Source organism: Acinetobacter sp. ABJ_C4_1 (assembly GCF_044538495.1).
GTDB lineage: Bacteria > Pseudomonadota > Gammaproteobacteria > Pseudomonadales > Moraxellaceae > Acinetobacter > Acinetobacter nosocomialis_A.
On sequence record NZ_JBIUCQ010000001.1, the window covers coordinates 216,851 to 242,852 of the forward strand.

Genomic DNA, 26,002 nt, shown 5'->3' on the forward strand with positions numbered 1-26,002 from the left:
TTTTAAATCATATATTCATGTCCAGTTTATGCTTTTTATTGTATTGAGCCTAGTCTCTTTTTTAATCAAACTCTCACAATAAATATTTTTATAAATATGATCTACGACACAAAAAAATACCAAGTTGAGAATTGGTTTAAATAATTGAAGTTAAAAGATATTTAAAAGCTAAATTTGAAGATTTTAAGGCCAGTTAAATCTAAAACATCTCTGCTATATTATAAAAATATATTGGGGATAACACATGAATGCACATGTAGAAATAGACGCACATTGGTGTCTAGAACAATTATTACAAGAAGGTCGTATTACTGAGCGTGACAAATTACTAGTACAAACGACAAATAGACAAAAAGATCAACTGAAATGGCATCCATTACAGTGGATTGCACATTTTAATTTAAAAGACCAACACCACGTACAAGCGCATTTAAGTTTAAACCGTCTGTGCCAATGGTTTGCCGATCGAGCACAATTACCTTTATTTGTGATTGATCCTTTAAAGGCGGATGTCAGCGCTTTAACTCAAGTCATGTCACAAGAGTTTGCGATTCGAAACCACATTTTAGCTGTAGAAGTCCATGCGGACCGAATTGTGATAGGAACAGACCAGCCTTTTCAAACAGACTGGTTAAACAATTTGGAACGGAGTCTGGCACCGAAAAAAATTGAACGGGTATTTCTTAATCCTGAGCAGTTACAACGTTACTTGCGAGAATATTATCAGGTTAGTCGGGCAGTAAACTCAGCTCAGAAAGACGTAGCTCATGATCGTGACAATAAAGGGGTAGAAGCACTTTTACAACTTGGAGATAGCCAAAACCCTGATGCCAATGATCAACACATTGTGAAATTGGTCGACTGGATTTTACAGTTTGCGTTTGAACAAAGCGCCAGTGACATTCATATGGAACCGCGTAAAGACAATGGTAAAGTTCGGTTCCGTATTGATGGTGTTTTACACACTATTTATAACATGCCTTCAAATACACTGACCGCCGTGATTTCCCGAATTAAAATTTTAGGGCGGCTAAATGTTGCGGAAAAGCGTAAACCACAAGATGGTCGTTTAAAAACACGGACACCGAAAGGACAAGAAACCGAGCTACGTTTATCGACCTTGCCAACTGCATTTGGCGAAAAACTGGTGATGCGTATTTTCGATCCAGATGTATTGGTACGTTCTTTTCAGCAACTGGGTTTTGATCAGTCTTTATTACAGCAATGGCAGCGCATTACACAAAATAGTCACGGCATTATCTTAGTCACGGGGCCAACAGGTTCGGGTAAAACCACCACGCTATATTCTTCTTTAAAGCAGCTCGCAACTGACCAAGTCAATGTCTGTACCATTGAAGACCCGATTGAAATGCTAGAGCCTAGTTTTAACCAAATGCAGGTCAATAATGCAATTGATCTAGGTTTTGCCGATGGTGTACGTGCTTTAATGCGACAAGACCCCGACATTATTATGATTGGGGAAATTCGTGACCAAGACACTGCAAATATGGCTATTCAGGCTGCACTCACAGGGCATTTGGTATTATCAACTTTACATACCAATGATGCACCGTCTAGTTTGACCCGTTTACACGATTTAGGTGTGCAACCCTTTTTAACAGCAGCGACTATTTTAGGTGTATTGGCACAGCGTTTAGTGCGACAGCTTTGTCCGCACTGTAAGCAACAGACTCATATTAATGAAGATGAATGGCAACACCTAACATTTGACTACATTATGGAAATGCCAGAAAAAGTTTATCAAGCAGTAGGGTGTGAACAGTGTCGACATACTGGTTATAAAGGTCGAGTCGGTATTTATGAGTTTATGCCTGTTAGTCTTGAGCTTAAGCATCTGGTTGGTAGTCATGCGACATTAAATGAATTAAGAAGCCAAACTAAAAAAGAAAGTGTAGAGCCTTTGAGAATTGCTGGAGCGCACAAAGTCATAGAAGGGCTTACCACTTTAGAAGAGGTGTTACGCGTTGTACCTTTAAATTAAATTTTTCTTAAGATTCACCTCATCTATGCTTGTTGTACTTATGTCATTCCAAGATGTAATCAAATAGGTGATTTTATGAAAATATTTAAAGCGATCTTGATGACTGCTGGTTTGGCAACTGCTGGCATGGTTATGGCAAATATACCTTTGAACCATGCAGCAATTACTCCAGCAACCGTAACGACTGTTAAGCAAGCTTTAACAGCAAAAGACAATACGCCTGTAAAACTGCATGGCCAAGTGGTGAAATCTTTAGGGGATGAAAAATATCAGTTCCGTGATAAAACGGGCACTATTACCATTGATGTAGATGATGAACTTTGGCAAGGTCATCCTATTTCCCCAACGACTAATATTGGTCTAGTGGGTGAAGTCGATATAGACCTTAAGCCGTTAAAACGTGTAGAAATTGATGTAGAACAAGTCCAGTTCTAACATTGGATTTTACTTATACGATTTATAGCCGCACAAATGATGCGGCTTTGCTTTTTTAATAAAGGCTTGGCAAGATCAGGTCAGAATATAACAGGAAAAATAGATGAGAATTTTGCTTGCAGAAGATGATCGCTCTCAAGCGGAAAGTATTCAATCTTGGTTAGAGTTAGACGGTTATCAAGTCGATTGGGTTGAAAGAGGCGATTATGCCCTTACAGCAATTGAGCAGCATGACTATGACTGTATTTTGCTTGATCGGGGTCTACCACAACTCGCGGGTGAAAAAGTCTTAACAACAATCCGTTATAAACAAAAAAATGTACCTGTCATTTTTATTACAGCACGTGACAGCATTCAGGACCGAGTAGAGGGGCTAGATTTAGGTGCAAATGATTATTTGGTTAAACCTTTTAGCTTAGAAGAGTTATCAGCCCGTATCCGAGCTCAATTACGCAAACAAACCTTGGGTCAGCAATCGGTTTTAATATGGGGAGATTTACACCTTGATACTCAAGCGAAGGTTGTATTATTGGCGGGAAACACTATCGATTTAACAGCAAAAGAGTTTCAAATCTTACGCAAGCTGATGGTTCATCCTGAACATATTATTACTCGTGATCAATTAGAAGAAGCGCTCTACGCATGGGGTGACGAGATTGAAAGTAATGCAATAGAAGTTTTTATTTATCAACTTCGAAAAAAAATCGGAAGTAGCAGTATTAAAACCATACGGGGACTAGGCTACCGTATGGGAGATTTAAAATGAAATCGAATCGTTCTTCTTTGCAGTCCCAACTGGTTAAAACCACCATGTGGAGCAGTATCGTGGTGGGGCTGCTCGCTTTAAGCTTACTCACCATATTTTCGATTTATCACAACATGTCAGTGCAAGATGAAATCATGGATGAAATTTCAGATACCTTGCTGGTTTCTGATCTCTCTAAACATTCTATGAAACAGTTTGACGAGCTCAGTGATGAATTTGATATTCAATATGAATTATTAAACTCTGGTCAATTACTTACCCATTCTCACACCTATCAACACGAACTTTTTGAACAAGGCAACTTATCAAAAGGTTTTTCATACTTTTGGTTTGATGGCCAGTTATGGCGTAGTCTGGCCACACAACAAAAAGATTCAGAGCTGCAAGTTGAAGTCTTTCAGCCCATGAGTACTCGTGTAGAAGAGGTACTCAAAGCACTCGCTGGATATAGCGGTCTTATGGTTTTGTTTTGGTTATTACAATGGGTGATTGTAAGTTGGCGTACCGAACAACAATTGGCGGCTCTCAATCTACTCTCTAAACGTATCGCTCAAAAAACTGCATCAAATTTAGAACCAATTCAAGACCCAGATGTCATTACAGAAATTCAACCAGTCATAGATGCTTTAAATCAGTTACTTGCAAGACTTCAAAGAGCACTCGTTGCCGAACAGCGCTTTACCGCAGATGCTTCACATGAGTTACGTTCTCCGTTATCTGCCATACAAATGCGCCTTCAGGTTTTACAACGCAAATATCAGCATGTTCCAGAACTTGACCAAGACTTTGAGCGGATCCAAGAAGACGTTTCAAGAAGTACAAAAATTCTTGAAAATTTACTCCTTCTGGCACGTTTGGAGCCTAATGAAACAGAGCAACCAGAACTCTTTAAGAGTGTCATTGATTTAAACCATGTATTGGCTCGAGTAGTTGAAACCGTAAATATTGATGCACAAGCCAAACAAATGGTGATTGAGACCAATGTTTTGTCAAATGAAACCAAAATGTTTGCGAACGAAGAATTACTGTTCATTGCCTTTAGAAATCTATTTGATAATGCTATTCGCTATAGTCCTACTTTGGGATTTATTCATGTTGAACTCAGTCAGTTTCAGCAACAACTGAAAATTTCTATAGAAGACACTGGAAATGGCGTAGATGATGAAGTTTTAAGACGTCTAGGGCAGCGTTTTTTTCGTGTATTAGGTACACAGCAACAAGGTTCAGGGTTAGGGCTGTCAATTACTAAAAAAATTATTCAACTCCATGGTGGTGAACTGCAATTTATGCATGCAAGCCAAGGTGGTTTAAAAGTTGAAGTGACATTGCCTTTTAATTATGAAATACAAAAATAGCATGGTTGCCCATGCTATCCATTTTTTGTTTTCCCACGAATATTATTGAAACGCGAGGATCGTTCTTATTTAGTTAAAATGAGACGGTTATTGCGAGTAAGGCGTAAGCGGTATTCCTCGCCAGCATGCATAATTCGAATTTCACGACCTAATGCAAATAGGTTGTTAGAATGTAGCATTGGTAAGGCATGAGCTGAGTCAGTGTTACGAGTAAATAAGCTAAAAGGTGCGTTCATTTGTTGTGCTCCGTGGTATATTCTTGAACGATTTAAATGATAATCATTATCGAATAGATCTGTCAATGAGATTTTAAAGAATTTATAAATTGATAAAATTTGCTTACACTTGAGAAAAATTTGAGTGAGTAGAACAATGCCTAAACCGATCGTCGATGTTGCAATAGCTATCTTAATTCATCGCGGAAAAATATTAGTTGGATGGCGTGGAGAACAGCAGCATCAAGGTGGAAAGCATGAGTTTCCTGGAGGAAAGGTTGAGCAGGGTGAAACACCAGAAGAAGCTTGCCGCCGTGAAATTTATGAAGAAGTCGGTATTGGTTTAAAAGAATGGCATCAATTTGATTATATTCACCATGAGTATGATGACCTTATCGTCAACCTTCATTTGTTCCATAGCTATGTACCTGATGAATTATTAAATCTTATTCATCAGCCTTGGACATGGTACACACGTGAACAGCTACTTCAATTAAACTTCCCGAAAGCCAATAAAGACATTATTAAAAGATTGTATTGGCCGCATTTTATTAAAATTAGCTCTACGCTGACACCAGCCGAAAATGATGAAACTTTAGTGTATTGGCGTAGTGAAAAAGATAGCTTTGATCAGGCAGATCTAGAAAAATTAGCTCTTTTAGATACAGATCAGCTTTCAAAATTAATCTTGAATATCGATGTTTGGCACAAGCTAAAACCTGAGTTAAAAAGTCATATAAAAACTGTACATCTTAAGCAGTCTCAATTAATGAGTTTGCATAAAGGCGACTTAGAGGTGGGAGTACGTTTTATTGCTGCTTGCCACGATGCAGTTTCTTTACAGCATGCTCAGCAAATTGGCTGTGATGCTGTTTTTATAAGTCCTGTCAAAGTAACAGAAACTCATCCAGATGCGAATGCATTAGGATGGGATCGTTTAACTGACTTGATTGAGAAATGCCAGATTCCCGTGTTTGCTTTGGGAGGCATGAGTCCTGATGATTTAGCCACAGCACAGCAACATGGTGCGTATGGCTTGGCGGGTATTCGTAATTTTTAATAAGACATAAAAGCATTAAAAGCTAGAGCGCTTTTAATGCTTGCTGTGCTTCCTGAACAGTTTTTGGATTATTACGCTGTTGCCCAGCTTTTAAAATGGTTAGCCAAAGCTGTTTTTTCATTGCTTGGCTCTGAGCAAAGCTTAAACCGCGTCTAGCAAGAGATTCAGCATTAGCATATTGCTGTTTATGATTTGCCGTGAGTGCAAGAAATAAATAAGTCTCAGCCGCCTGTGGTGCTAAACGCTGCGCTTGAAGAGCATAGCGCTCAGCCTCCGACCATTGCTGGTTTTTGTAAGCTTGCTCAGTTTTTTGCATTAATGTTTTAAAAGCAGGTAACTGGCTTCCATCATCATTAAAGCGTTGGGACTTTTTCTGCTGAGGAACAATCACTTGTAAACTTTTACGTTGAATATCTGGATGATCATAAGGTGTAATTTTTACACCAGATGGCGTCTCAGTATTCTTTTTCTCGGTAACAGGCGGTGTTTTCTCTTTTGGGGCTGAATGATCCGGTAAAGTTGTACAGCCGACCATAAGTACAGCACCAATATAAAAAACACCTTTCTTTAACATATCCTGTTTCCTGTCAACGCTTAGTTGTTATAACTACCACTAGAAATCACATGTGAGTTATTCGACAGATCTTGTTCCATCTGGTTTTCACTCTCACGAATATAGCTATCGCTATTATCCGGTTGAGAAGCTGGTGCTGTGTTATCACTTTGTGGTGCGTATGTTGGATCAACTTGATAATACGGTGCTCCACATGGCGTAGCACGATGTGGAACTGTATGTGTCAGCATAGGGATATACATTGCACCAGCACACGCCTGTGCTGATAAATCACCTGTTGCATGGTCAATCCATTGCCACTGTACAGTGTCTGGCTGACGTAAATTTACCGGTGTTTGACGTAATTGTTTCATCACATTAATCCACACCGGCAATGCACCAGATGAACCTGTTAAGCCAGTCACTTTGTTGTCATCTAGACCTAACCATACTACAGCGACATGGTTACCCGAATAGCCGGCAAACCATGAGTCACGTGTATCGTTAGTCGTACCTGATTTACCAGCCAATTTTAAAGTAGGAGGTAAGCTGTTATACGCTGCGCGGCCCGTACCTGATGACATGACCTGTTGTAGGCCATAGTTCATGATATAGCCAACCGACGGGTCAATGGTTTGTTGTACGTTTAGGCCATAACGATCAAGTAAACGGCCATTTGCATCTACCACAGAACGAATCGCACGAGTTGGATATTTGAAACCACCTGTAGCGAAGTTTTCATAGATACCGAGTACTTCCATTGGTGACATATTAACTGCACCAAGGAAAATAGAAGGGTAGGCAGGAATTGGTGATTCAACGCCAAATTTTCTTAAGTTATTGGTAAATGTAGATAACCCAAATTCTTGACCTATACGAACAGCAGAAAGGTTATAAGAGTTTGCTAAGGCTTCACTTAAACTTACAATGCCATGACCACCGCCACTATAGTTTTTCGGTGTCCAGCTTTTACCACCATCTACAGGAATACTGATTGGTGCGTCTTCAATTTTACTAGCCCAGTTATAACGTCCAGACTCAATTGCACTTAAATAGATAACTGGCTTCAATAAAGAACCGACTTGACGTTTTGCATCTAAGGCGCGGTTAAAGCCAGTAAAATCTTGAGTTGAGCCAACGGCTGCAATTAACTCGCCATTTTCAGGATGTGCAATCAGTACTGCACCTTGTAAGTTTTTCAAGCGGGCAGGGTTACTTTGAGTCAGACGTTCTACAGAAGCTTTAAATGCATCTTGAACCTGAGTTTGAGCAATAGGGTCCAGGGTCGTAAAAATACGTAATCCTTGATTGGTTAAATCGCTTTCTTGATATTCGGTACGTAACTGACGACGCACAATATCTAAGAAGTCAGGGAATTTTGCAGGACCTAAGCTTGGTTTGCTTAGCACATTTAAAGGACGTGCAATTTCAGTTTCATATTCTGCTTGAGTTAAATAACCCATTACACGCATGTTATTTAAAACTGTATCACGACGATTTTTTGCTCCTTCAGGATTTTTCCAAGGGTTATATAAAGATGGACCTTGAACCAAACCGACTAAATAAGCTTGTTGCGCGACATTCAGTTCACGAAGTGGTAAACCAAAATAAAACTGTGAAGCCAAGCCATAACCATTGATTGAATAGTTACCGTTTTGGCCTAAATTTACTTCATTTAAATAAGCTTCTAAAATTTCATCTTTGCTGTAATGCAACTCAATGAGTAAAGCCATTAGGGCTTCATTCACTTTACGTTTAAGTGTGCGTTCAGGGGTTAGATAGAAGTTCTTAACTAACTGTTGTGTCAGGGTTGAACCACCTTGGCGACGTCCTCCAGTTACATTACTCACCAAAGCACGGGCCGTACCACGAATTGAAATACCGTGATGGTGGTAGAAATTACGGTCTTCTGTAGAAATTAAAGCTTCAATAAGTGGTTTAGGAACATTATTGAGTTTGATTAGAACGCGGTCTTCATTATGCTGAGGATAAATTCCCCCAATCAGCATAGGTTCTAAACGAGCCACACCTGTCGAAGAAGGTTTGGTACTGCGTACCTCCGCAACTTGGTCGTTTGCAAAGCTAAGTTCTAAAACTTGTTCAGGTTCTACACTATCACCATAGTCGAAACCGCGAGTATGTACATACATGTTGCTACCTTGAGCAACAAAGGTTCCAGACTTGTCATAATTACTTGAAGTTTTGTAACCTAATAATTTTAATTCTTGAGTAAAATTTGCTTGAGTAATAGGTGCATTATTATAAATTTCCAAAGGCCGAGCGAACACTTTGGCAGGAATGTCCCAGCGCTGTCCTTCAAATTTTTCACGGATAATATTATCTAAACGAATCAGATAGATACTAAGAGCAATAAAAGCACCAATCACCAATATGGAAAAAATTAGTGCGAAGAAACCGATACCACGTTCAAACTTCATATAAATGAGATAAAACCCTAAACAATACGTTAATGATGCGATAGCTTGTCATCAATTTGCAATGATAAAACTGTGAATAAATGGAAAACTTAGATTGAATTTTACAGCATCTTGTTGTTATGTTTTTTTAAATTAATCAGGTTAATGTTATGATAGCGTAGAATCGCAGCGGAGCTTACTCATTCGTGCAAATTTCACATAAGTCCTTCAGAAACGTCGGGTTAATTGGTCGACCGGATAAATCATCAGTTGTAGAAACACTATGTTTAATTCATGACCATTTGCTAAGTTTAGGCCTAAACCCCATTTTTGATCAGGAAACTGCCGAATTAGTGCCCTATGATCATGCACAAGTTGTTAGTCGTCACTTATTAGGTGAAGTTGCTGATCTGGTGATTGTAGTCGGTGGAGATGGTTCTTTGCTTCATGCAGCTAGAGCTTTAGTTCGCTACAATACACCTGTTATTGGTATTAACCGTGGGCGTTTAGGGTTTTTAACCGATATTAAGCCTGCGGAAGCTATTTTTAAGCTTGATCAGGTTCTACAAGGTCATTTCCAACTTGATCGCCGTTTCTTGCTTGAAATGGAAGTACGTACCAATGGTGAAGTTATTTATGATGCAATTGCTTTAAATGACGTCGTACTACACTCAGGTAAGTCGGTACATATGATCGACTTTGAACTCAATATTGATGGTCAATATGTTTACCGTCAGCATAGTGATGGTTTAATTGTGTCGACGCCAACTGGTTCGACTGCTTATGCACTGTCGGGTGGTGGTCCAATTTTACATCCGAGTATGGATGCGATTGCATTAGTTCCTATGCACCCCCATACATTATCTTCACGCCCAATCGTAGTTGGTGGGCAAAGTGAAATTAAAATTGTTATTCGCGAAAATCGAGTGTTACCGATGGTGAGTGCAGACGGACAACATAGCGTATCGCTCAATGTTGGCGACAGTTTGCACATCCGTAAACACCCATTTAAATTAAGTTTATTACACCCACCAGGTTATGATTTCTATATGGCTTGTCGTACCAAACTGGGTTGGAACCAAGATTTTGAATCTTTTCAAAGAGATGAATCATGAATATTGAACAAATGCTATCTGTTTTAAACCCTGAAATTGTAGAGCGTTTAAAAACAGCAGTAGAAATTGGTAAATGGCCAAATGGTGTTGTTTTAACGAAAGAACAGCGCGAAACATGTATGCAAGCTGTGATTGCTTGGGAGTTAAAGAACTTACCGGAAGAACAGCGTAGTGGTTATATTGACCGCGGAACGAAAGAAGAGGGTGAAGAGTGTGATGATGATCATCACAAGCATGAGCCTGAGTTTAAACCGATTCGTTTTGTTTAAAACTTAATAAGACAGAAAAATTATTTTTGGTTATTCCATACAGCCTTATATAGCATGTTTTTCATAACTTATAGCATATAGGCTTTTATTACTTTTGAAGGATCAAAAGTAACCAAAAATCCTCTGTATCACTGACGATACTTCCTGTATCGCAGTGATACGGTCGACATCCATGTCGACTTTCACGATAGCATCTGTTAACTACGAATTAAGATTGCTTAAATTTCGTGTTTCCCATAGCACTTTTGCTTTTTGCATCGCTTCTTCAAAGCTAGCAACAACGCCCATCGTATATAACGCAATACCCATGGTTTCTGTTACGGCCATTTCACCATATTCATGATGCTGCTGACCAAGCCAGACAGCTTTAAACGTCGCTAAATCTAACTCTTCTTCAATTGGGCTACGTTCAGGCGTAAGCTTTGGTAACTCATGTTCATAGAGTTCACCATTTTTAATACCGCAAATGAGTGTTTTAGCATCTGGGTTTCGCTCAAATTCACCGCCTTCACCTTTAATGACTGCACTATTTTGATAGCCTAAGCGAAGCGCACTATGCTGATGAGAAGTTCTATAAGCCGGATGGAATATCGCTTGTAAGGTGGCTTTCGCGTTAAATGGGTTAATGAGACGGGCTAAAGTATGAATAGGAGAGCGTAAACCCATGACATTTCTTAAAGAAATTAAATCACTTAAAACAGGTGAAATTACTTCTAAAGGTAAGTAAGCAAAATTATGTTCGGCCAATTGTGTACGGACTTCTTGTTCAGAATGGCAAATTTTATAATCTAAATATTCTAAAACTTGTTCGGTATAGACTCGGTTAATTGTATGGCCAGAAGCGCCGTGCATAATGATTTTGTAGCCATGATGAGCAAGTGTCAGGGCAGCCAATAAAAACCAAGGATAATGTTTACGCTTGCCTGCATAAGATGACCAGTCTAGGTCAACGTCTAAAGGTTGAAAATTAAGTTGGTCTTTGGTGGCTTGTACAAAGCCCGCAAGCTCATCAATGGACTCTTCTTTAACACGTAGTAGCATTAAAAAAGCACCCAACTGAACATCAAGAACTTCGCCTTTTAAAATCATGGTAAAAGCTTGATAGGCTTCTTCATAACTCAGTGATCGAGATCCGGTTTTCCCCTTACCTAAAATACGGACATATTGAGCAAAGGGATGTTCAGCATCTTTATAGATATTACGTTTAGTATTCATGTCAATTCAAAACAGTAAAAATAAGGGGTAGGCAGCTCAAAATGAAATGTCTACAAGGACTTATCAATATGACATAAAAATCTGCTGAAAAAATATCAAAAGTGTTTCTCATACTAAAGTCTTAAGGCTGCATGAGTGTTTTTTGTGCGTATTAGCCAAAATTTTAACCGAATCGTGATTTAATTCGAGTAAACTTTCATGTGCTTTTTTGAGCACTCATATCATAATTTTCTGTGATTCTCCTATATCTTCAGCTTTTTATTGAAAAAGTAAGAGGTTATTTCTGGCTACTCAAAGTGGTTGGAAACTTCAGGTATTCTCCTGTTTTAGAAAACAGCTTTTTTGTTTTCGTTGAGGTAGTAGGAAGGTTTTTTGTTATTAAAAAACCGTTTCCCTTTTGCGGTGTTCATGTGAAAGGTTAGGGCTGTGTATTCGTAAAGAATAGACGTTTCATTTTGATATTTCCAACGGACTTGGAAATATAGATTGAAGTAAAGTTATGGCTAAAAAACCGATTTATAAATCACTTTATTTTCAAGTGATTATTGCGATTATTGCGGGTGTTTTGGTAGGGCATTTCTCACCAAGTACAACGCAAATTGTTAATGGTGTCGAACATCATATTCCAGGTTTAGGTGAGCAACTCAAGCCATTAGGTGATGCTTTTATTCGTTTGATTAAAATGATCATCGCACCTGTTATTTTCTGTACAGTGGTCAGTGGTATTGCTGGTATGGAAAGTATGAAGTCAGTTGGTAAAACTGGCGGTGTTGCGTTGTTATACTTCGAGATCGTTTCAACAATCGCACTTCTGATTGGCCTTGTGGTGATTAACATTGCAAAGCCAGGCGTAGGAATGAATATTGATCCTGCGACTCTGGACACTTCAGGTATCCAAAAATACGTCACTTCTGGTGAGTCACAATCTACCGTTGATTTCTTAATGCATATCATCCCAGATACAGTGGTGGGTGCATTTGCAAATGGTGAAATCTTACAGGTCCTTCTTTTTGCAATTCTATTTGGTTTTGCACTGCATAAGTTAGGTGATGCAGGACGTCCAGTATTAAAGTTAATTGATCAAATTGCACATGTGTTCTTTAACATTGTAAATATGATCATGAAGCTTGCTCCACTAGGTGCATTCGGGGCAATGGCGTTTACCATTGGTAAATATGGTGTGGGTTCACTGGTACAGCTAGGTCAGCTCATCCTCTGTTTCTACATTACCTGTTTATTATTTATTTTCTTGGTATTAGGAACGATCAGCCGTTTAAGTGGATTTAGCATTCTTAAGATGGTGCGTTTGATTCGTGAAGAACTCTTAATTGTACTCGGTACATCTTCTTCTGAGTCGGTCTTGCCACGTATGCTACGTAAGCTTGAAATCGCAGGTTGTGAAAAGTCTGTAGTTGGTTTAGTCATCCCAACAGGTTATTCATTTAACCTTGATGGTACTTCAATTTATTTGACGATGGCTGCAATCTTTATTGCTCAGGCAACAAATACGCAGCTTGATATCCAACATCAAATTACTTTGCTTTTGGTACTTTTAATTTCATCTAAAGGTGCGGCAGGTGTAACGGGCTCTGGCTTTATTGTTATGGCGGCAACTTTATCTGCTGTTGGTCATATTCCAGTTGCAGGTTTGGCATTGATTTTAGGTATTGACCGTTTCATGTCAGAAGCACGTGCTTTAACGAACTTAGTTGGTAACTCTCTAGCAACGATTGTGGTTGCGAAATGGGTCGGTGCATTAGATAAAGATAAACTAAATGATGCACTGAATAATCCAGATGAAGTAGATAGAAAAATGCTTGAGCAAAAAAGTGTAATTGCTGAGGCATCTCACTAATCATTTATCGTAATAAAAAAGGAGGCTAAGCTTCCTTTTTTATTGGCTGACTGAAAAGTACAGTGTAAATGAGCAGCTATGCCATGACAGTAACTAAAAAAATGATTAGCATGCACAGCAATGAGATTCGATAAAACAATAAAGCCGAAGGAAAATATTATGTTGGCATATGATGCAGATTTAGAATTATTCCGTGATAATTTTAAACGTTTTATGAATGAGCATATTGCTCCACATTACGACCAATGGGAACGTGAAGGAATTATGCCGCGTTCAGTTTGGAATCAACTGGGCGAAAATGGCTTTTTGTGTGTGGATGTCCCAGAAGAATATGGCGGTTATGGGGTTCCAACTTACTATTCATTAATGTTAGTTGAAGAGTCTGCTCGAGCCGGTTTTTGTGCATTATCAACGGCTATTTCTTGTCACTCTGAAATTGCTGCACCTTATATTTTACATATTGGGACAGAAGAGCAAAAACAATACTGGTTGCCGAAAATGGTAACTGGTGAAGTAGTTGGAGCAATTGGTATGACGGAACCGGGTGCTGGTTCAGACTTACAATCAATGCGTACCAGTGCCATTTTGCAAGATGACCATTATTTGCTAAATGGTTCTAAAACATTTATTTCAAATGGGCAACATGCTGACCTTGTGGTGCTTGCAGTAAAAACTGATCCTCAAGCGCGTGCGAAAGGGGTGTCGTTATTATTGGCAGATACTCATCTGGAAGGCTTTAAGAAAGGTACCAACCTAGACAAAATCGGTCTGCATTCTCAAGATACTTCTGAGCTATTTTTTGACAATGTTAAGGTTCCTAAAAACCAGTTACTCGGTCAAGCTGGACAAGGTTTTGCTTATTTAATGCAAGAGTTACCACGTGAGCGTACCGCTATTGCATCTACCGCAATTGGCGCTATTCGTGGTGCAATTGATTTGGCAACTGCTTATGTAAAAGAGCGTCATGCATTTGGGCAACCTATTTCACAGTTCCAAAATACGCGTTTTGTTCTGGCACAAGCAAAAATTGATGAGCTTGCTACAGCTGCTTTTTATGAGAGAAACGTTGCTCTATATCAAGAAGGTAAACTTGATGTTGAAACTGCAGCGGCGCTTAAAAGCTTCAGTACAGATATGCAAATGAAAGTGGCTGACAACTTGCTACAACTTTTTGGTGGTTATGGCTATATGACTGAATATCCGATTTCACGTTTCTTTGTAGATGCTCGTATTCAGCGTATTTACGGTGGTACAAATGAAATTATGAAAGAAATCGTAGCGCGTGGATTAATTGGCAAAGCCTAATTAAATAGGTAATATAAAAAAGCCTACCTTTGAGTAGGCTTTTTTATATTACCTATTTATTAGTTCGATGAATGACAGGATAGTCTTGTTGTTTCGGTAATTGCTGTAATGCATGATTGATCTTTCTTAAAAACTCATCGGCTTCATCTTGATGAAATGAATCTTCGGTGTATTCACTACGTTCTTGAAAGACGACACCACAACCCGTTATTTTCATATTTTCAGGATTAAATGACCAGTCATTTGGATTCTTTAAGTTAATGTTTAAATCACTTTCACAGCTTTTCCATAAACGTAAAAACTCATTTGATAACTCAGTATTAAATCCTCGTGCTGGATAGACCGAGAAGCCTTTCATTTCGGGATTAGAAAACTGTATAAACATGTCTACTGGCATACCACCCCAAATGATTGCAGTATCTGTTGGTAAAGTAATGCCGGATAAATTTTTCTCTTTTAAAGCATGTGTTTGCTCAAATTTCTGCCTGAAGTGTTGCGACTGATAGGTCAGCTTAGTTTGAGCTGGGATTGGAATACCACGAACTTGATTGTTGATAGTCGTCATATAGTACGGAGAATTATCTCTACCATTGCATCCTGCGATTATTGGACAACCGCCACAAGCCGTTAAACTAAAACTTGTAATACCCAGTAAGCCTAAAACAATAATTTTATTCATTCTATTTTACTGTTGTTATGACATATTGGGTCAGTATAACCAATCTATGCATTAAGAGGTCTATCTTTAAGAACAACGAAATAATCGTTTTAAAAGTTGAGTAATTTTGTATTCAGTAGTCTTGTGCTTCTACTCATCAATTAAAGATTTATAGCTTTCTAGGTTTTGACATGAAGCAAACATAAGTGCTTATGGGAAGAGCGGATACAGATTTGTCATGTATTGCTGAGTTAGAGTTCTAAAAATACCGATAAGAAATAGAGTAAGTAAAATAATAAATGAAAATCATTATCAAATAAAGTAATCTTATAGACAGGTTCGAGAGCGATTAACGAAAAAAGCCAATACACCGATATTGCCTAACAAATCAAAGCCGACTATTGTTATACTCTCGTTTAAAAGATGATTTTGCTGAGGCTGCATTCCAATGATCAACGATGATCAAAACAAAACGACTTCTCTTAGTTTAGAACAAATTCGCGAAGATATTGATAGCGTAGATCAACAGATTCAAGAATTATTAAATCGCCGCGCAAGCCTTGCTGAAGCTGTTGCGAAAGCTAAATTTGCTTCTGAAGAGAATCCTTTGTTTTATCGTCCTGAACGTGAAGCACAAGTTTTACGTAAAGTTATGGAGCGCAATCAGGGGCCTCTATCTGATGTCACCATGGCGCGTCTGTTCCGTGAAATTATGTCTGCTTGCCTTGCTTTAGAAGCGCCGCAAAGCATTGCATTTTTAGGACCAGAAGGTACTTTTACTCAATCTGCTGTACTTAAACATTTTGGTAAAGATGCAGTTGTTCGTCCACTACCAACAATTGATGAAGTGTTCCGTGAAGTGGAAGCGGGTAGCGCTCATTATGGTGTAGTTCCGGTTGAAAACTCATCTGAAGGTATTGTAAACCATACTTTAGATTGTTTTAAAACATCGAATTTAAATGTGATTGGTGAAGTTGAATTACGTATTCATCATCAATTTCTAGTCTCTGAAAATACACGTAAAGACAGTATTAAACAGATTTATGCACACCAACAAACTTTGGCTCAATGTCGTCAATGGTTAGACGCGCATTATCCGGGTGTTGAACGTGTTGCTTTAAACTCAAATGCAGAAGCTGCACGTCGTATTCGCAACGAATGGCATTCAGCAGCGATTGCATCAGATATTGCAGCAGGTATGTATAACCTTGAAATTTTACATAGCAATATTGAAGATAATCCGGAAAATACCACTCGTTTCTTAGTCATTGGCCGTGAAAAAATTCCACAAAGTGGCAATGACAAAACTTCATTATTAATTTCAGCACATGACCGTGCTGGTGCTTTATTAGAAATTTTAGCGCCGTTTGCAAAACATAATATTAGCTTAACAAGTATTGAGACCCGTCCAGCATTACCTGAAAAATGGGCATATGTATTCTTTATCGATTTAGAAGGACATATCGATCAAGAAAATGTTGCAGCAGCAATTAATGATATTCGTCCAATGGTAAAAGAGCTTCGTATTTTAGGTTCTTATCCTGCTGCTGTTCTCTAATTACTCATGTTGGAATAATGACATGCATCAAGATGGGCATGTCATTATGCTTAAAAACAAATTGCTCAAAGGTTTAAATCACTTTGAGCAAAAGCAAAGTTGAAGTTATGTCACAACCCCTATTTAAAAAAGTTGCATTTATTGGTTTAGGACTCATCGGGTCGAGTTTGGCACGGGTTATTGTTGCTGAAAAGTTGGCGACAACTATTGTGGCTTCTACACGCTCACAAAAAACTTTAGAAGATGCAAAGTCACTTGGCTTAATACAACAAGGATTTTCTGATCCTGTAGAGGCTGTGAAAGGGGCAGATTTAGTTGTTTTGGCCTTGCCAGTACGTGCAACACAAAAAGTGCTTGAGCTAATTAAACCTTATTTGACAGAAACCACGATTGTAACTGATGTGGGAAGTACAAAAGGTAATGTCGTCGATGCAGCAAAAGCTGTATTTGGTGAAGATTTACCAGCAGGTTTTGTACCAGGACATCCTATTGCTGGTAGTGAGCATACGGGCGTTCATGCAGGTAAGGTCGATTTATTTGCAAATCACAAAGTTATTTTAACGCCGTTACCAACAAGTGCAGAATGGGCTGTTGATAAACTAATTCAACTTTGGTCTGCTGCTAAAGCTGAAGTCATTTGTATGGACGTTGCCAAGCATGATGAAGTTTTAGCACATACAAGTCATTTACCGCACTTGATGGCATTTAATTTGGTTGAGCAACTTGCAAACCGTGAAGATAACCTTGATATTTTCCGCTATGCAGCAGGTGGCTTTCGTGACTTTTCACGGATTGCAGCTAGTGATCCACAAATGTGGCATGACATTTTCTTTGCCAATAAAACAGCCATATTAAATGCTGTAGATGGCTTCGAAAAGCAACTTACCGTACTTAGAAAATTGATTGAAAAAGAAGACTCTCATGCATTAATGGGTTTACTCGGCCATGCTCAGGCAGCACGTCAGCATTTCAATCATATGTTAGCCAAAAAACCTTTAATGGAGAAAAATAAGGTGACACAGCAATTCAGTATCTTACCGGGAAATAAGGCATTTAGAGGTAAATTTACCGTACCGGGTGACAAATCTGTGTCACATCGCTCCATTATGTTTGGTGCTATTGCCGAAGGCACTACGCATGTAACTGGCTTCCTTGAAGGTGAAGATGCTTTAGCAACTTTACAAGCTTTCCGTGATATGGGTGTAAGCATTGAAGGCCCTAAGAATGGGGAAGTGACCATTCATGGCGTAGGTATGCATGGTTTAAAAGCACCAGCGAGTGCCTTGTATATGGGTAACTCTGGAACGAGCATGCGTTTGCTTTCAGGCATGTTGTCAGCACAAAAATTTGATTCAGTGATGACAGGTGATGCATCACTTTCTAAACGTCCAATGGAGCGTATTGCTAAGCCATTACGTTTAATGGGTGCGCAAATCCAGACAACAGGTGAGAAAGGTACACCACCTGTAAGTATTACTGGTGCTCAGCAATTAAAAGGCATTCAATACGACTTGCCAATGGCATCTGCTCAGGTGAAGTCGGGTATTTTACTTGCGGGCCTATGGGCTGAAGGTGAAACTTCGGTAACTGAGCCGGAACCAACTCGTGACCACACAGAGCGCATGCTTCGTGCATTTGGTTATGATGTTAAAACCGAAGGCAACAAAATCTCACTCGTTGGTGGCGGGAAATTAGTTGGTACTGATATTCAGGTTCCCTCTGATATTTCATCTGCTGCTTTCTTTATGGTGGGTGCTGCAATTACAGAAGGTTCCGATGTTGTTCTGGAAGCTGTAGGTATTAATCCAACACGTACTGGCGTAATTGAAATTTTAAAACAGATGGGTGCTGACCTGACTGTTGAAAATGAACGTATTGCTGGTGGCGAACCGATTGCTGATATTCATATTAAAGGTTCACGCACACTTAAAGGCATTCATATGCCGGAAGACCAAGTTCCTTTAGCAATTGATGAATTCCCGGCTTTATTTATTGCAGCAGCTTGTGCTGAAGGTCAAACTGTATTAACTGGTGCAGCAGAGCTTCGAGTGAAAGAGTCTGACCGTATTCAGGTCATGGCTGATGGCTTAAAAATCATGGGTATTGACTGTACGCCAACTGATGATGGCATCATTATCGAAGGTAAAGGCAAATCTGGCGATTGGTCACCAATCTTTGCTGGCGGTGAAATCGAGTCACATCATGACCATCGTATTGCCATGAGTTTTAGTATGGCAGGTCTTCGTAATTCTGGTCCGATTACAATTCATGGTACTGAAACTGTGGCGACAAGCTTTCCGACTTTCACGGAGTTGGCGAATCGTGCAGGCTTAACAATCGAAGTTAGCCAATAACTTTTGACCTAACACATTTTATAATTGCTAACACAATAGCAACGGCAGCAGCAGGCTAAAGGCTTGGCTGCTGTTTGTTTATTGCTTATGCTAAGCGCAGATAATGATAAAAGTGTTAGGACAAAGGATGAAAAAATTACAATTTATTGCCAGTTGCCCACAGCATGGTGTGCTTGATCATCCACCAAATGAATGCCATATCACTCAAGAATATGTAGCGGCTTTACTGTTTAAGCAATTGGGGCATTATGGTTTTGATGCGCAGCACATTGTGCATGAACATGAAAAAGTAGAAGTGAGTATTGATAATCATCTTTTGCCATTATCGATTACTTGCCAGAAAACAGACCATGAAGGGCATTTGATGTGTGAAATCTCTGCCAATCCTGATGAAGAACAAGACTGGTTTGAGAAAATCGAAACACAAAGCATTATTCGTCAGCTTGCACAGGCCGTTGAAAATAGTTTAAAGGCCGATCACAGCTTTTCAGCATTTGAATGGAAAAACTAAGCACACGATTGTTAAGACTTATTCATGAAGTACGGCTTTTTAGAAAAGTCGTACTATCTCTTTAGATTAAAGATAAAAATACAAAATCTTTCCCTAAATCGCTACCTATCTTTAATGCATTGTGTATATTGAAATTATTACGATATTTACATAATTAGAGTGTGGTTTTCATGACACAAGTTGATATTGCAGCGTTATCTCCTCAAGTGGTTTGGCAGCATTTTCAAACACTTTGCACTATTCCTCGCCCATCGAAGCATGAACAGCAACTTCGTGAGTTTTTAAGAAACTGGGCTGAAAGTCGGAATTTAGAAACTTACGTAGATAAAGTGGGGAATTTGATTATTCGTAAGAATGCAACTCTGGGTAAAGAACATGTATCTGGTGTTATTCTGCAAGGCCATCTAGATATGGTCACTCAAGCCAATACTGGCACAGTACATGACTTCTTTAAAGACCCGATCCAGCCAGTCCTCGAAGATGGCTGGTTAATTGCTAAAGATACTACTTTAGGTGCTGATAATGGCATTGGGGTAGCATTAGCTTTGGCAGTTTTAGACTCAAATGATATTGCTCATGGGCCAATTGAAGTTCTTTTAACAGTTGATGAAGAAGCAGGGATGAGTGGTGCGCGACTTTTACAGGCAGGTGTACTAAAAGGGAAGTGGCTATTTAATATTGATACAGAAGAGTGGGGCGAGCTATATCTCGGATGTGCTGGTAGTATTGATGTTGAAGTTGAGCAACCGCTTAATTATGAACCAATTCCTGAAAATTTGAATATTGTTAATATTCAGGTGGCTGGTCTTAAAGGTGGCCACTCTGGAGTAGATATCCATTTAGGACGTGGTAATGCCAACGTTATTCTGGCCCGTTTTTTAAATCAGCATTTAGCGAAGCTTGGTGGACGACTTGTTGAGTTTATAGGTGGTACAGCTCGTAATGCTTTACCTCGCGAAGCTGTAGCAACCATTGCCATTTCATCTAACCAATTGCCTGAATTAGAAAAATTACTCGCTGAATATCAAACGACATGGAAAAACCAATTACAGGGTATTGATGACAACCTGCAATTAACTATTCAGCCTAATAGTGCTGAAGTGACCGAAGTGATTGCTCAACAACAGCAAAATGAATGGTTGCAAGCTTTAGCAACAAGTCCTTATGGCGTTGCAAGTATGAGTCAGGTTCTATCAGATGTAGTTGAGACTTCAAATAATATTGGAGTGGTGAGACTAAATAGAGAAGGCGGAAAAGCTGTCTTAATGGTCCGTTCAATGGTGAACCAAGAAGCTCAAGACTTTGCAGAAAAAATTCAAAAACATTTCAGTCAATTTAATATCGCCTCTATACTCACACCATTAGTTTCAGGTTGGACACCAAATCCTGACTCGGCTGCTCTAAAGTGCTTACAGCAGGCCTATCAAAATGCATTTAATATTGAGCCAAATCTAAAAGTAATTCATGCAGGCTTAGAGTGTGGGATTATTGCCGAGCATTATCCACATCTACAAATGGTTTCTTTTGGACCGGATATTCAAGGTGCGCATGCACCAGGTGAACGAGTCAAAGTTGATACTGTAGAGAAATGCTGGAAGCTGTTGGTAACAGCTTTAGCATCTGTAGAGTAGTTTTTACAAATAAGAAGCTCAATTGTGAGCTTCTTAAACTTTAACTTTTACATGAAAATGATGCGGATTTAACTCGATAAACTCGATTTCACAATCAATAAATTTTTCAATCATGGCTGCTTGAGTACGAGTGTGTTCGCTAATACATTGTGCGGTGAATTCACCACCTTGACCTAGAGCTAAAGGTAGAAGTAATTGATCTGCCAAATACTCATCTACAACAGCCTGCGAAGATAAATATAGATTTACATCTTTTGCTAAATGATCAGCTATTTGCTCTGCACTTTTGCGCATCTCACCTAAAGCTGTAAACAGTTGAGTGTGATATTGATGAGCAACTTTCACATACATTGTATTGCCTTGGCTAATTCCATTTAAATGAAATTGTTGCTGAGAGCTTAAGTTTAGTTTTTTACTTAATGTGGTTAATTCACGTTGTGCTATCTGTGCTTCTTCTGAAAGATTTAATACTGCTGCAAAAGCTTCATTGCATTGCAAAGCACCACGATCTAATAAATTTAAGCTGATTCGATCTCGCCATGGTTGAACGATAATCTGAATTTCACCTGCACCAATTGGAAAAAAGCCAGCTTTATTTAATCTAAAATCGACGTTAATTCCAATCTTTGTTAGAGCAGGTAAAAAGCAGTGTTCAATAAAATCTGCTGTTGGTGCAAGTGGGTTATGTGTACCCCCTGAAATGGTGAGTTCGGTAGCTTCATTTTGTAATAACAAAACAGGTAGAAGCGTTTGTAAAACCAGTGTTGTACTACCCGCTGAACCGATTTGAAATTGATATTTACCACTTTGAACATGCTGAGGTGCGAAATATAAACGTTGGCTATGTAATTCAGCACCCTCTACATAAGCTTGGCTAATTTGTTGAGATGCTTGTACACAAACCAAATGTTGACGCATTAACCCTGGTTTTTTACGTCCTGCACGTATATTAATTAATTCAAATGCCTGACCTGTAATCATTGAAAGGGTAAGGGCGGTTCTTAAAATCTGTCCACCACCTTCACCTTGTGAGCCATCAATTTGAATGGCTTTTGGCATATTTGCCAAAACTGTGTTCACTTCTGTTTTCCTTATTTTCTAATTTAATGAACATACTGTCAGTACATGGTAATGCGAAGTAACGCGTGACTTTGCTTTTGACAAAGGTTTACTAGGTGCATAGTGCTGAGCCTGATAAGTGAATATCGATGCACGGCCCACATGCTGCCATAGCCGCCTGAATTATTTTCAATCCCTCAGATCGGAGTAACGCAGGATCTTGTACTCGCCCAGTATGTCCAAACTTTGATTGTGAAAATGATTTCACAAAATCTATTGTTTAATCGATTAGATCAATTTGCCAATTAGCAGCCTGAATTTTAACGTTTAAGTCACGGAGTTTCGCACTGATATCATCCGCCTGCTTTTGTAAGCTAGAAACAGGAATGACTTTCTTCCACTTAATTTCACGTGAGCTATAACGATCAGGTTCTCGATGTGTATTGGCAATCGCATCTATTAAAATCTTATGCTGTTCAGCATAACTATCGCGCAAGCTTAATAGGGACAACAATACTTTGCCATCTTCCAGTTTTGCTTGTGCATTGGTCAAGTGAATACGACAAATCAATTGATTGCTTTCCTGAGTTAAAGCGAATACTTGTTTGATGAGCTCATTTGGATCTTCACTAGGTTCATCACCTTCTTGTACCAATACATTGGCATTAATTCGTTGTTTTAACGAAGCAAGTTTTTTTTGTTGATCGCTTCGAAGTAAAAGTGCTTCTGCGAGTTTCATTTTATTTACCTTTTATTCAATATGTACAATTACTAAGTTCGAAATATCTTCTAATTGCATAGTAATTTTTGCACATTCAGTAATGTCTTCTAACGTTTCATCTTCATGCCAAGTTGTCATAAAACAATGATCGATTGGTGGTTGATAGTTATAAAGAACTAGATAGTTTTCATCTAGGACATCATCCCAAATAGAACACTCATATCCTGTAACCATCGCTTGAATACAATGTTTGGAATAGACAATCTGTTCACAAATCCAATTACGCCATTCAGGCAGAATTTGAGTACTTTCCACCACTAAGATGATGTAATAGGGCTGCTCAGGTAGAATCAGATGCTTTTCTTCATTTGCGCTGATTCTATGACTTCGAATATCTAAACAATCTTTTTCCATGATTAACCCTTTACACACACCACTTGTCTTAAGGTATAGACTACTTCAACCAAATCGCTTTGGGCTTTCATTACATCTTCAATCGGTTTATATGCCGATGGAATTTCATCAATAACAGTAGCATCTTTACGGCATTCCACACCTTCAGTTTGTGCAATCTGATCTTCCACAGTAAAACGTCGCTTTGCTTCAGTACGGCTCATAACACGGCCTGCACCATGCGAACATGAACAGAAAGATTCCTGATTTCCAAGTCCACGGACAATAAACGACTTCGCACCCATTGAACCTGGAATAATTCCGTATTCACCTAGACGCGCACGGACTGCACCTTTACGAGTGACCATTACTTCTTCACCGTAATGTTCTTCCTTTTCCACATAGTTATGGTGACAATTCACTGCTTCCAAACGTGCCTGAAAAGGCTTTGGTACAATAGTTGCCAAGGCTTTAATCGCAGATTGCATCATGATTTCTCGGTTCTTCATCGCAAAGCGTTGAGCCCAACCTACAGCAAACCAGTAATCATCAAAGTATTCAGTGCCTTCGACTAAATATGCTAAATCTTTATTTGGTAAATTAATAAAATGCTTCTGCATGTCTTTACGGGCAAGTTCGATAAAATGATTACCGATAGCATTTCCTACACCACGAGAACCCGAGTGCAACATAATCCAAACATGATCATGCTCATCTAAACAGATCTCGACAAAGTGGTTTCCAGTACCTAAAGTTCCTAAATGCTTGCGGTTGTTGGTGTTTTTTAAACGTGGATGTTTGGCACAAATGTATTCAAAATCTGCCACTAGATCGGACCAAGCTTGATCTACCATTTCTGGTGGAGTTTCCCATGACCCACGATCACGTCCGCGCTTAGTCATTCCGTGTGGGATTAAACGTTCAAGTTCAGTACGTAGAGCATGTAAGTTATCTGGTAAATCTGAAGCCGTTAAGCTTGTACGGGTTGCCATCATTCCACAACCAATATCTACACCCACAGCAGCAGGAATAATTGCCCCTTTAGTTGGAATTACGCTACCAATAGTTGCTCCTAAACCGAAGTGTACATCTGGCATGACAGCCATCCATTTATAAATAAAAGGCATTTGAGCAGTTTGTAATAATTGTTGTTTTGAGTTGTCATTAACAAGCACGCCTTTAGTCCACATTTTGACTGGCATACTTTTTTCATTTTGCAGAACTTCATAAGAACGTTGTTGCTGCTTTTGTTCAAACTGAGCTTGTTGGTTAATTTCTTCAATGACAGACATTTTCTTTTCCTTTCAAAGCCTGCCTGCCAAGCGTTTGCAGGCAGGTGTTATTCACAATATCCGAATGATGTTGTGTGCTTTGTACTATTGCACTGAGTGTGCCAACTTTTTTTAAAAACAGTTAATTAAAATACAAGATATTGAAAATAATAAATAAAAATAATTTTAATCTATATCAAGTAAATTTTATTGGTGGTTTTTAATTTTGAAAATATATCTAAAAATATATTTAAATATTTTTTTGGATATATGTATTTAATGGGATTTATGATTTCTATCGACTTTTAAAAGCTGTCCAGCTTCATTTAAAGTAAATTCATCAAAATCATTTGCTAAATAAAAATGACCTTTATAAAACTGGAGAACTTCGTCAGTAATAGCTTGTTGCCCGACTTTATCCTGATGTCGGGGGCTAAAGTGCGTCAGAATTAAATTGCTTAAAGATTGCTGTTCTGCAAATTCAGCCACCATTTTTGCTGAGCTATGCATTGGACCTTTGCCGACTTTATCTAAAACCGTTTGTAAGTATGTGGACTCATGAATAAGGAGTTGGGCATCTTTGCAAGCGTCAGCTAATAGTTCTGGTTGGTCATTATCACCACCTATAATTGCATGAACTTGTTGATTTTGAATTTTGATAAAGTCTTGAGCTTTTAAGGTTTGTCCTTCAAATTCAATATTGTAGCCTCGTTTTAAATGGCCCCACATATCGCCTTGAGGTACGCCAAGCTGAGTTAGAGCTTGGGTATCTAATTTCTTCTGAATCGATTTGATGTAAATGCTAAAAGCAAAACTTGGAACACGATGGCTTAGTGGGTGTGCTTGAACAATGAATTCATCAGTGATCTGTTGTGGCTTTATTACTTCATTTACATCAATAAATTGCAGTGAGTAAGGTAAGTGTAAGTCAGTAAGCTGGGCCGTGATTTCAAACCATTGCTGAATTTCTTTCGGTGCAATCACGATTAATGGTTTGCTACGGGCATTCATGCCTGCACTTGCTAGTAAACCAACTAGACCATAACAATGGTCGCCGTGAACGTGTGTAATACAAATGGCAACTAAGTTTTGTAGAGAAAGTCTGGCTTGTTGAACGCGGTGCTGTGTACCTTCGCCCGCATCAATTAAAATCCAGTCCTTATTCTTGTTATTACGAACTGCTAATCCTGAAACATTACGTGTTAAGGTCGGTACACCCGAAGATGTGCCTAAAAAAGTAAAATGAAGCATATTCTTGGAATTTTTTGGTCAAATGCGTATTGT

Annotated in this window: 23 protein-coding genes and 1 pseudogene; 13 read left to right on the forward strand and 11 right to left on the reverse strand. The window is 38.9% G+C overall.

Annotated features, from left to right (window positions below; genetic code table 11):
• Positions 1-244 precede the first annotated feature (244 nt).
• From ACIF8R_RS00975 to ACIF8R_RS00990, 4 genes are all read left to right on the forward strand, one after another.
• The gene (locus ACIF8R_RS00975) at positions 245-2,002 is read left to right on the forward strand and encodes a GspE/PulE family protein (RefSeq protein WP_396478483.1); all 1,758 of its coding nucleotides are present in this window, start codon (positions 245-247) and stop codon (positions 2,000-2,002) included.
• Positions 2,003-2,077: 75 nt separating this feature from the next.
• Positions 2,078-2,437 carry a NirD/YgiW/YdeI family stress tolerance protein gene (locus tag ACIF8R_RS00980; RefSeq protein WP_396478485.1) on the forward strand — a complete coding sequence of 120 codons (360 nt, stop codon included), beginning with the start codon at positions 2,078-2,080 and terminating at the stop codon, positions 2,435-2,437.
• Positions 2,438-2,540: 103 nt separating this feature from the next.
• Positions 2,541-3,203, forward strand: a complete 663-nt coding sequence (locus tag ACIF8R_RS00985) for a response regulator transcription factor (RefSeq protein ID WP_396478487.1) — start codon at positions 2,541-2,543, stop codon at positions 3,201-3,203.
• On the forward strand, positions 3,200-4,558 hold the full coding sequence (locus ACIF8R_RS00990) for a sensor histidine kinase (protein ID WP_396478488.1): 1,359 nt from the start codon (positions 3,200-3,202) through the stop codon (positions 4,556-4,558). The genes ACIF8R_RS00985 and ACIF8R_RS00990 overlap by 4 nt, the downstream gene beginning before the upstream one ends.
• 65 nt (positions 4,559-4,623) lie before the next feature.
• Here ACIF8R_RS00990 and hemP read toward each other — a convergent pair whose 3' ends face one another.
• On the reverse strand, positions 4,624-4,794 hold the full coding sequence (gene hemP / locus ACIF8R_RS00995) for a hemin uptake protein HemP (RefSeq protein ID WP_000993415.1): 171 nt from the start codon (positions 4,792-4,794) through the stop codon (positions 4,624-4,626).
• A gap of 136 nt (positions 4,795-4,930) precedes the next feature.
• On the opposite strand from hemP, the gene ACIF8R_RS01000 reads away from it, so the two are divergent.
• Complete coding sequence (locus tag ACIF8R_RS01000; protein WP_396478490.1) at positions 4,931-5,833, forward strand: NUDIX domain-containing protein; 903 nt, start codon at positions 4,931-4,933, stop codon at positions 5,831-5,833.
• A 22-nt stretch (positions 5,834-5,855) separates the two neighbouring features.
• On the opposite strand, the gene ACIF8R_RS01005 is transcribed toward ACIF8R_RS01000, so the two are convergent.
• Positions 5,856-6,407 carry a tetratricopeptide repeat protein gene (locus ACIF8R_RS01005; RefSeq protein ID WP_311086901.1) on the reverse strand — a complete coding sequence of 184 codons (552 nt, stop codon included), beginning with the start codon at positions 6,405-6,407 and terminating at the stop codon, positions 5,856-5,858.
• 20 nt (positions 6,408-6,427) lie between these two features.
• Positions 6,428-8,824, reverse strand: a complete 2,397-nt coding sequence (gene mrcB, locus ACIF8R_RS01010; RefSeq protein WP_396478492.1) for a penicillin-binding protein 1B — start codon at positions 8,822-8,824, stop codon at positions 6,428-6,430.
• A gap of 185 nt (positions 8,825-9,009) precedes the next feature.
• Between mrcB and ACIF8R_RS01015 the strand changes: the two genes are divergently transcribed.
• Together ACIF8R_RS01015 and ACIF8R_RS01020 are read left to right on the forward strand one after the other, a co-directional pair.
• Positions 9,010-9,918, forward strand: coding sequence for an NAD(+) kinase (locus tag ACIF8R_RS01015; protein ID WP_002049094.1), 909 nt, complete (start codon positions 9,010-9,012; stop codon positions 9,916-9,918).
• Positions 9,915-10,187, forward strand: coding sequence for a YeaC family protein (locus ACIF8R_RS01020; RefSeq protein WP_004643467.1), 273 nt, complete (start codon positions 9,915-9,917; stop codon positions 10,185-10,187). Before ACIF8R_RS01015 ends, ACIF8R_RS01020 begins: the two co-directional genes overlap by 4 nt.
• A 201-nt stretch (positions 10,188-10,388) precedes the next feature.
• Here the strand turns inward: ACIF8R_RS01020 and ACIF8R_RS01025 are convergent, their stop codons facing one another.
• Complete coding sequence (locus tag ACIF8R_RS01025) at positions 10,389-11,402, reverse strand: glycosyl transferase family protein (RefSeq protein WP_396478494.1); 1,014 nt, start codon at positions 11,400-11,402, stop codon at positions 10,389-10,391.
• A 499-nt stretch (positions 11,403-11,901) separates the two neighbouring features.
• Here ACIF8R_RS01025 and ACIF8R_RS01030 point away from each other — a divergent pair, with 499 nt between their 5' ends.
• Both ACIF8R_RS01030 and ACIF8R_RS01035 read left to right on the forward strand, forming a co-directional pair.
• Complete coding sequence (locus ACIF8R_RS01030; RefSeq protein WP_002049312.1) at positions 11,902-13,257, forward strand: dicarboxylate/amino acid:cation symporter; 1,356 nt, start codon at positions 11,902-11,904, stop codon at positions 13,255-13,257.
• Between the two features lie 159 nt (positions 13,258-13,416).
• Positions 13,417-14,562: an acyl-CoA dehydrogenase family protein gene (locus ACIF8R_RS01035; protein WP_017386519.1), complete on the forward strand. Its 1,146-nt coding sequence runs from the start codon at positions 13,417-13,419 to the stop codon at positions 14,560-14,562.
• A gap of 52 nt (positions 14,563-14,614) precedes the next feature.
• On the opposite strand, the gene ACIF8R_RS01040 is transcribed toward ACIF8R_RS01035, so the two are convergent.
• Positions 14,615-15,241 carry a hypothetical protein gene (locus ACIF8R_RS01040; protein WP_396478496.1) on the reverse strand — a complete coding sequence of 209 codons (627 nt, stop codon included), beginning with the start codon at positions 15,239-15,241 and terminating at the stop codon, positions 14,615-14,617.
• 129 nt (positions 15,242-15,370) lie between these two features.
• Positions 15,371-15,466: pseudogene (locus ACIF8R_RS01045) on the reverse strand (alpha/beta hydrolase); the annotation flags it as partial.
• A gap of 202 nt (positions 15,467-15,668) precedes the next feature.
• Between ACIF8R_RS01045 and pheA the strand changes: the two are divergent.
• The 4 genes from pheA to ACIF8R_RS01065 all read left to right on the forward strand — a co-directional run bounded on the left by pheA (position 15,669) and on the right by ACIF8R_RS01065 (position 21,274).
• The gene (gene pheA, locus ACIF8R_RS01050; RefSeq protein WP_002049199.1) at positions 15,669-16,778 is read left to right on the forward strand and encodes a prephenate dehydratase; all 1,110 of its coding nucleotides are present in this window, start codon (positions 15,669-15,671) and stop codon (positions 16,776-16,778) included.
• Between the two features lie 107 nt (positions 16,779-16,885).
• The gene (locus ACIF8R_RS01055) at positions 16,886-19,132 is read left to right on the forward strand and encodes a bifunctional prephenate dehydrogenase/3-phosphoshikimate 1-carboxyvinyltransferase (RefSeq protein ID WP_396478498.1); all 2,247 of its coding nucleotides are present in this window, start codon (positions 16,886-16,888) and stop codon (positions 19,130-19,132) included.
• A 127-nt stretch (positions 19,133-19,259) separates the two neighbouring features.
• Positions 19,260-19,643 carry a hypothetical protein gene (locus tag ACIF8R_RS01060; RefSeq protein ID WP_005068294.1) on the forward strand — a complete coding sequence of 128 codons (384 nt, stop codon included), beginning with the start codon at positions 19,260-19,262 and terminating at the stop codon, positions 19,641-19,643.
• 170 nt (positions 19,644-19,813) lie between these two features.
• The gene (locus tag ACIF8R_RS01065; RefSeq protein ID WP_396478500.1) at positions 19,814-21,274 is read left to right on the forward strand and encodes an aminoacyl-histidine dipeptidase; all 1,461 of its coding nucleotides are present in this window, start codon (positions 19,814-19,816) and stop codon (positions 21,272-21,274) included.
• A gap of 33 nt (positions 21,275-21,307) precedes the next feature.
• Here ACIF8R_RS01065 and rtcA read toward each other — a convergent pair whose 3' ends face one another.
• The 5 genes from rtcA to ACIF8R_RS01090 all read right to left on the reverse strand — a co-directional run bounded on the left by rtcA (position 21,308) and on the right by ACIF8R_RS01090 (position 25,969).
• Positions 21,308-22,354, reverse strand: coding sequence for an RNA 3'-terminal phosphate cyclase (gene rtcA, locus ACIF8R_RS01070; RefSeq protein WP_396478502.1), 1,047 nt, complete (start codon positions 22,352-22,354; stop codon positions 21,308-21,310).
• Between the two features lie 259 nt (positions 22,355-22,613).
• Complete coding sequence (locus ACIF8R_RS01075; RefSeq protein WP_005073494.1) at positions 22,614-23,072, reverse strand: DIP1984 family protein; 459 nt, start codon at positions 23,070-23,072, stop codon at positions 22,614-22,616.
• A 12-nt stretch (positions 23,073-23,084) separates the two neighbouring features.
• A complete protein-coding gene (locus ACIF8R_RS01080; RefSeq protein WP_396478959.1) occupies positions 23,085-23,468 on the reverse strand; it encodes a hypothetical protein in 384 nt (127 codons plus the stop codon).
• 2 nt (positions 23,469-23,470) lie between these two features.
• On the reverse strand, positions 23,471-24,739 hold the full coding sequence (locus ACIF8R_RS01085) for an RtcB family protein (RefSeq protein ID WP_396478504.1): 1,269 nt from the start codon (positions 24,737-24,739) through the stop codon (positions 23,471-23,473).
• Positions 24,740-24,994: 255 nt separating this feature from the next.
• Entirely contained in the window at positions 24,995-25,969 is a 975-nt protein-coding gene (locus ACIF8R_RS01090) for a ribonuclease Z (RefSeq protein ID WP_396478506.1), read from the reverse strand.
• Positions 25,970-26,002: the final 33 nt, after the last annotated feature.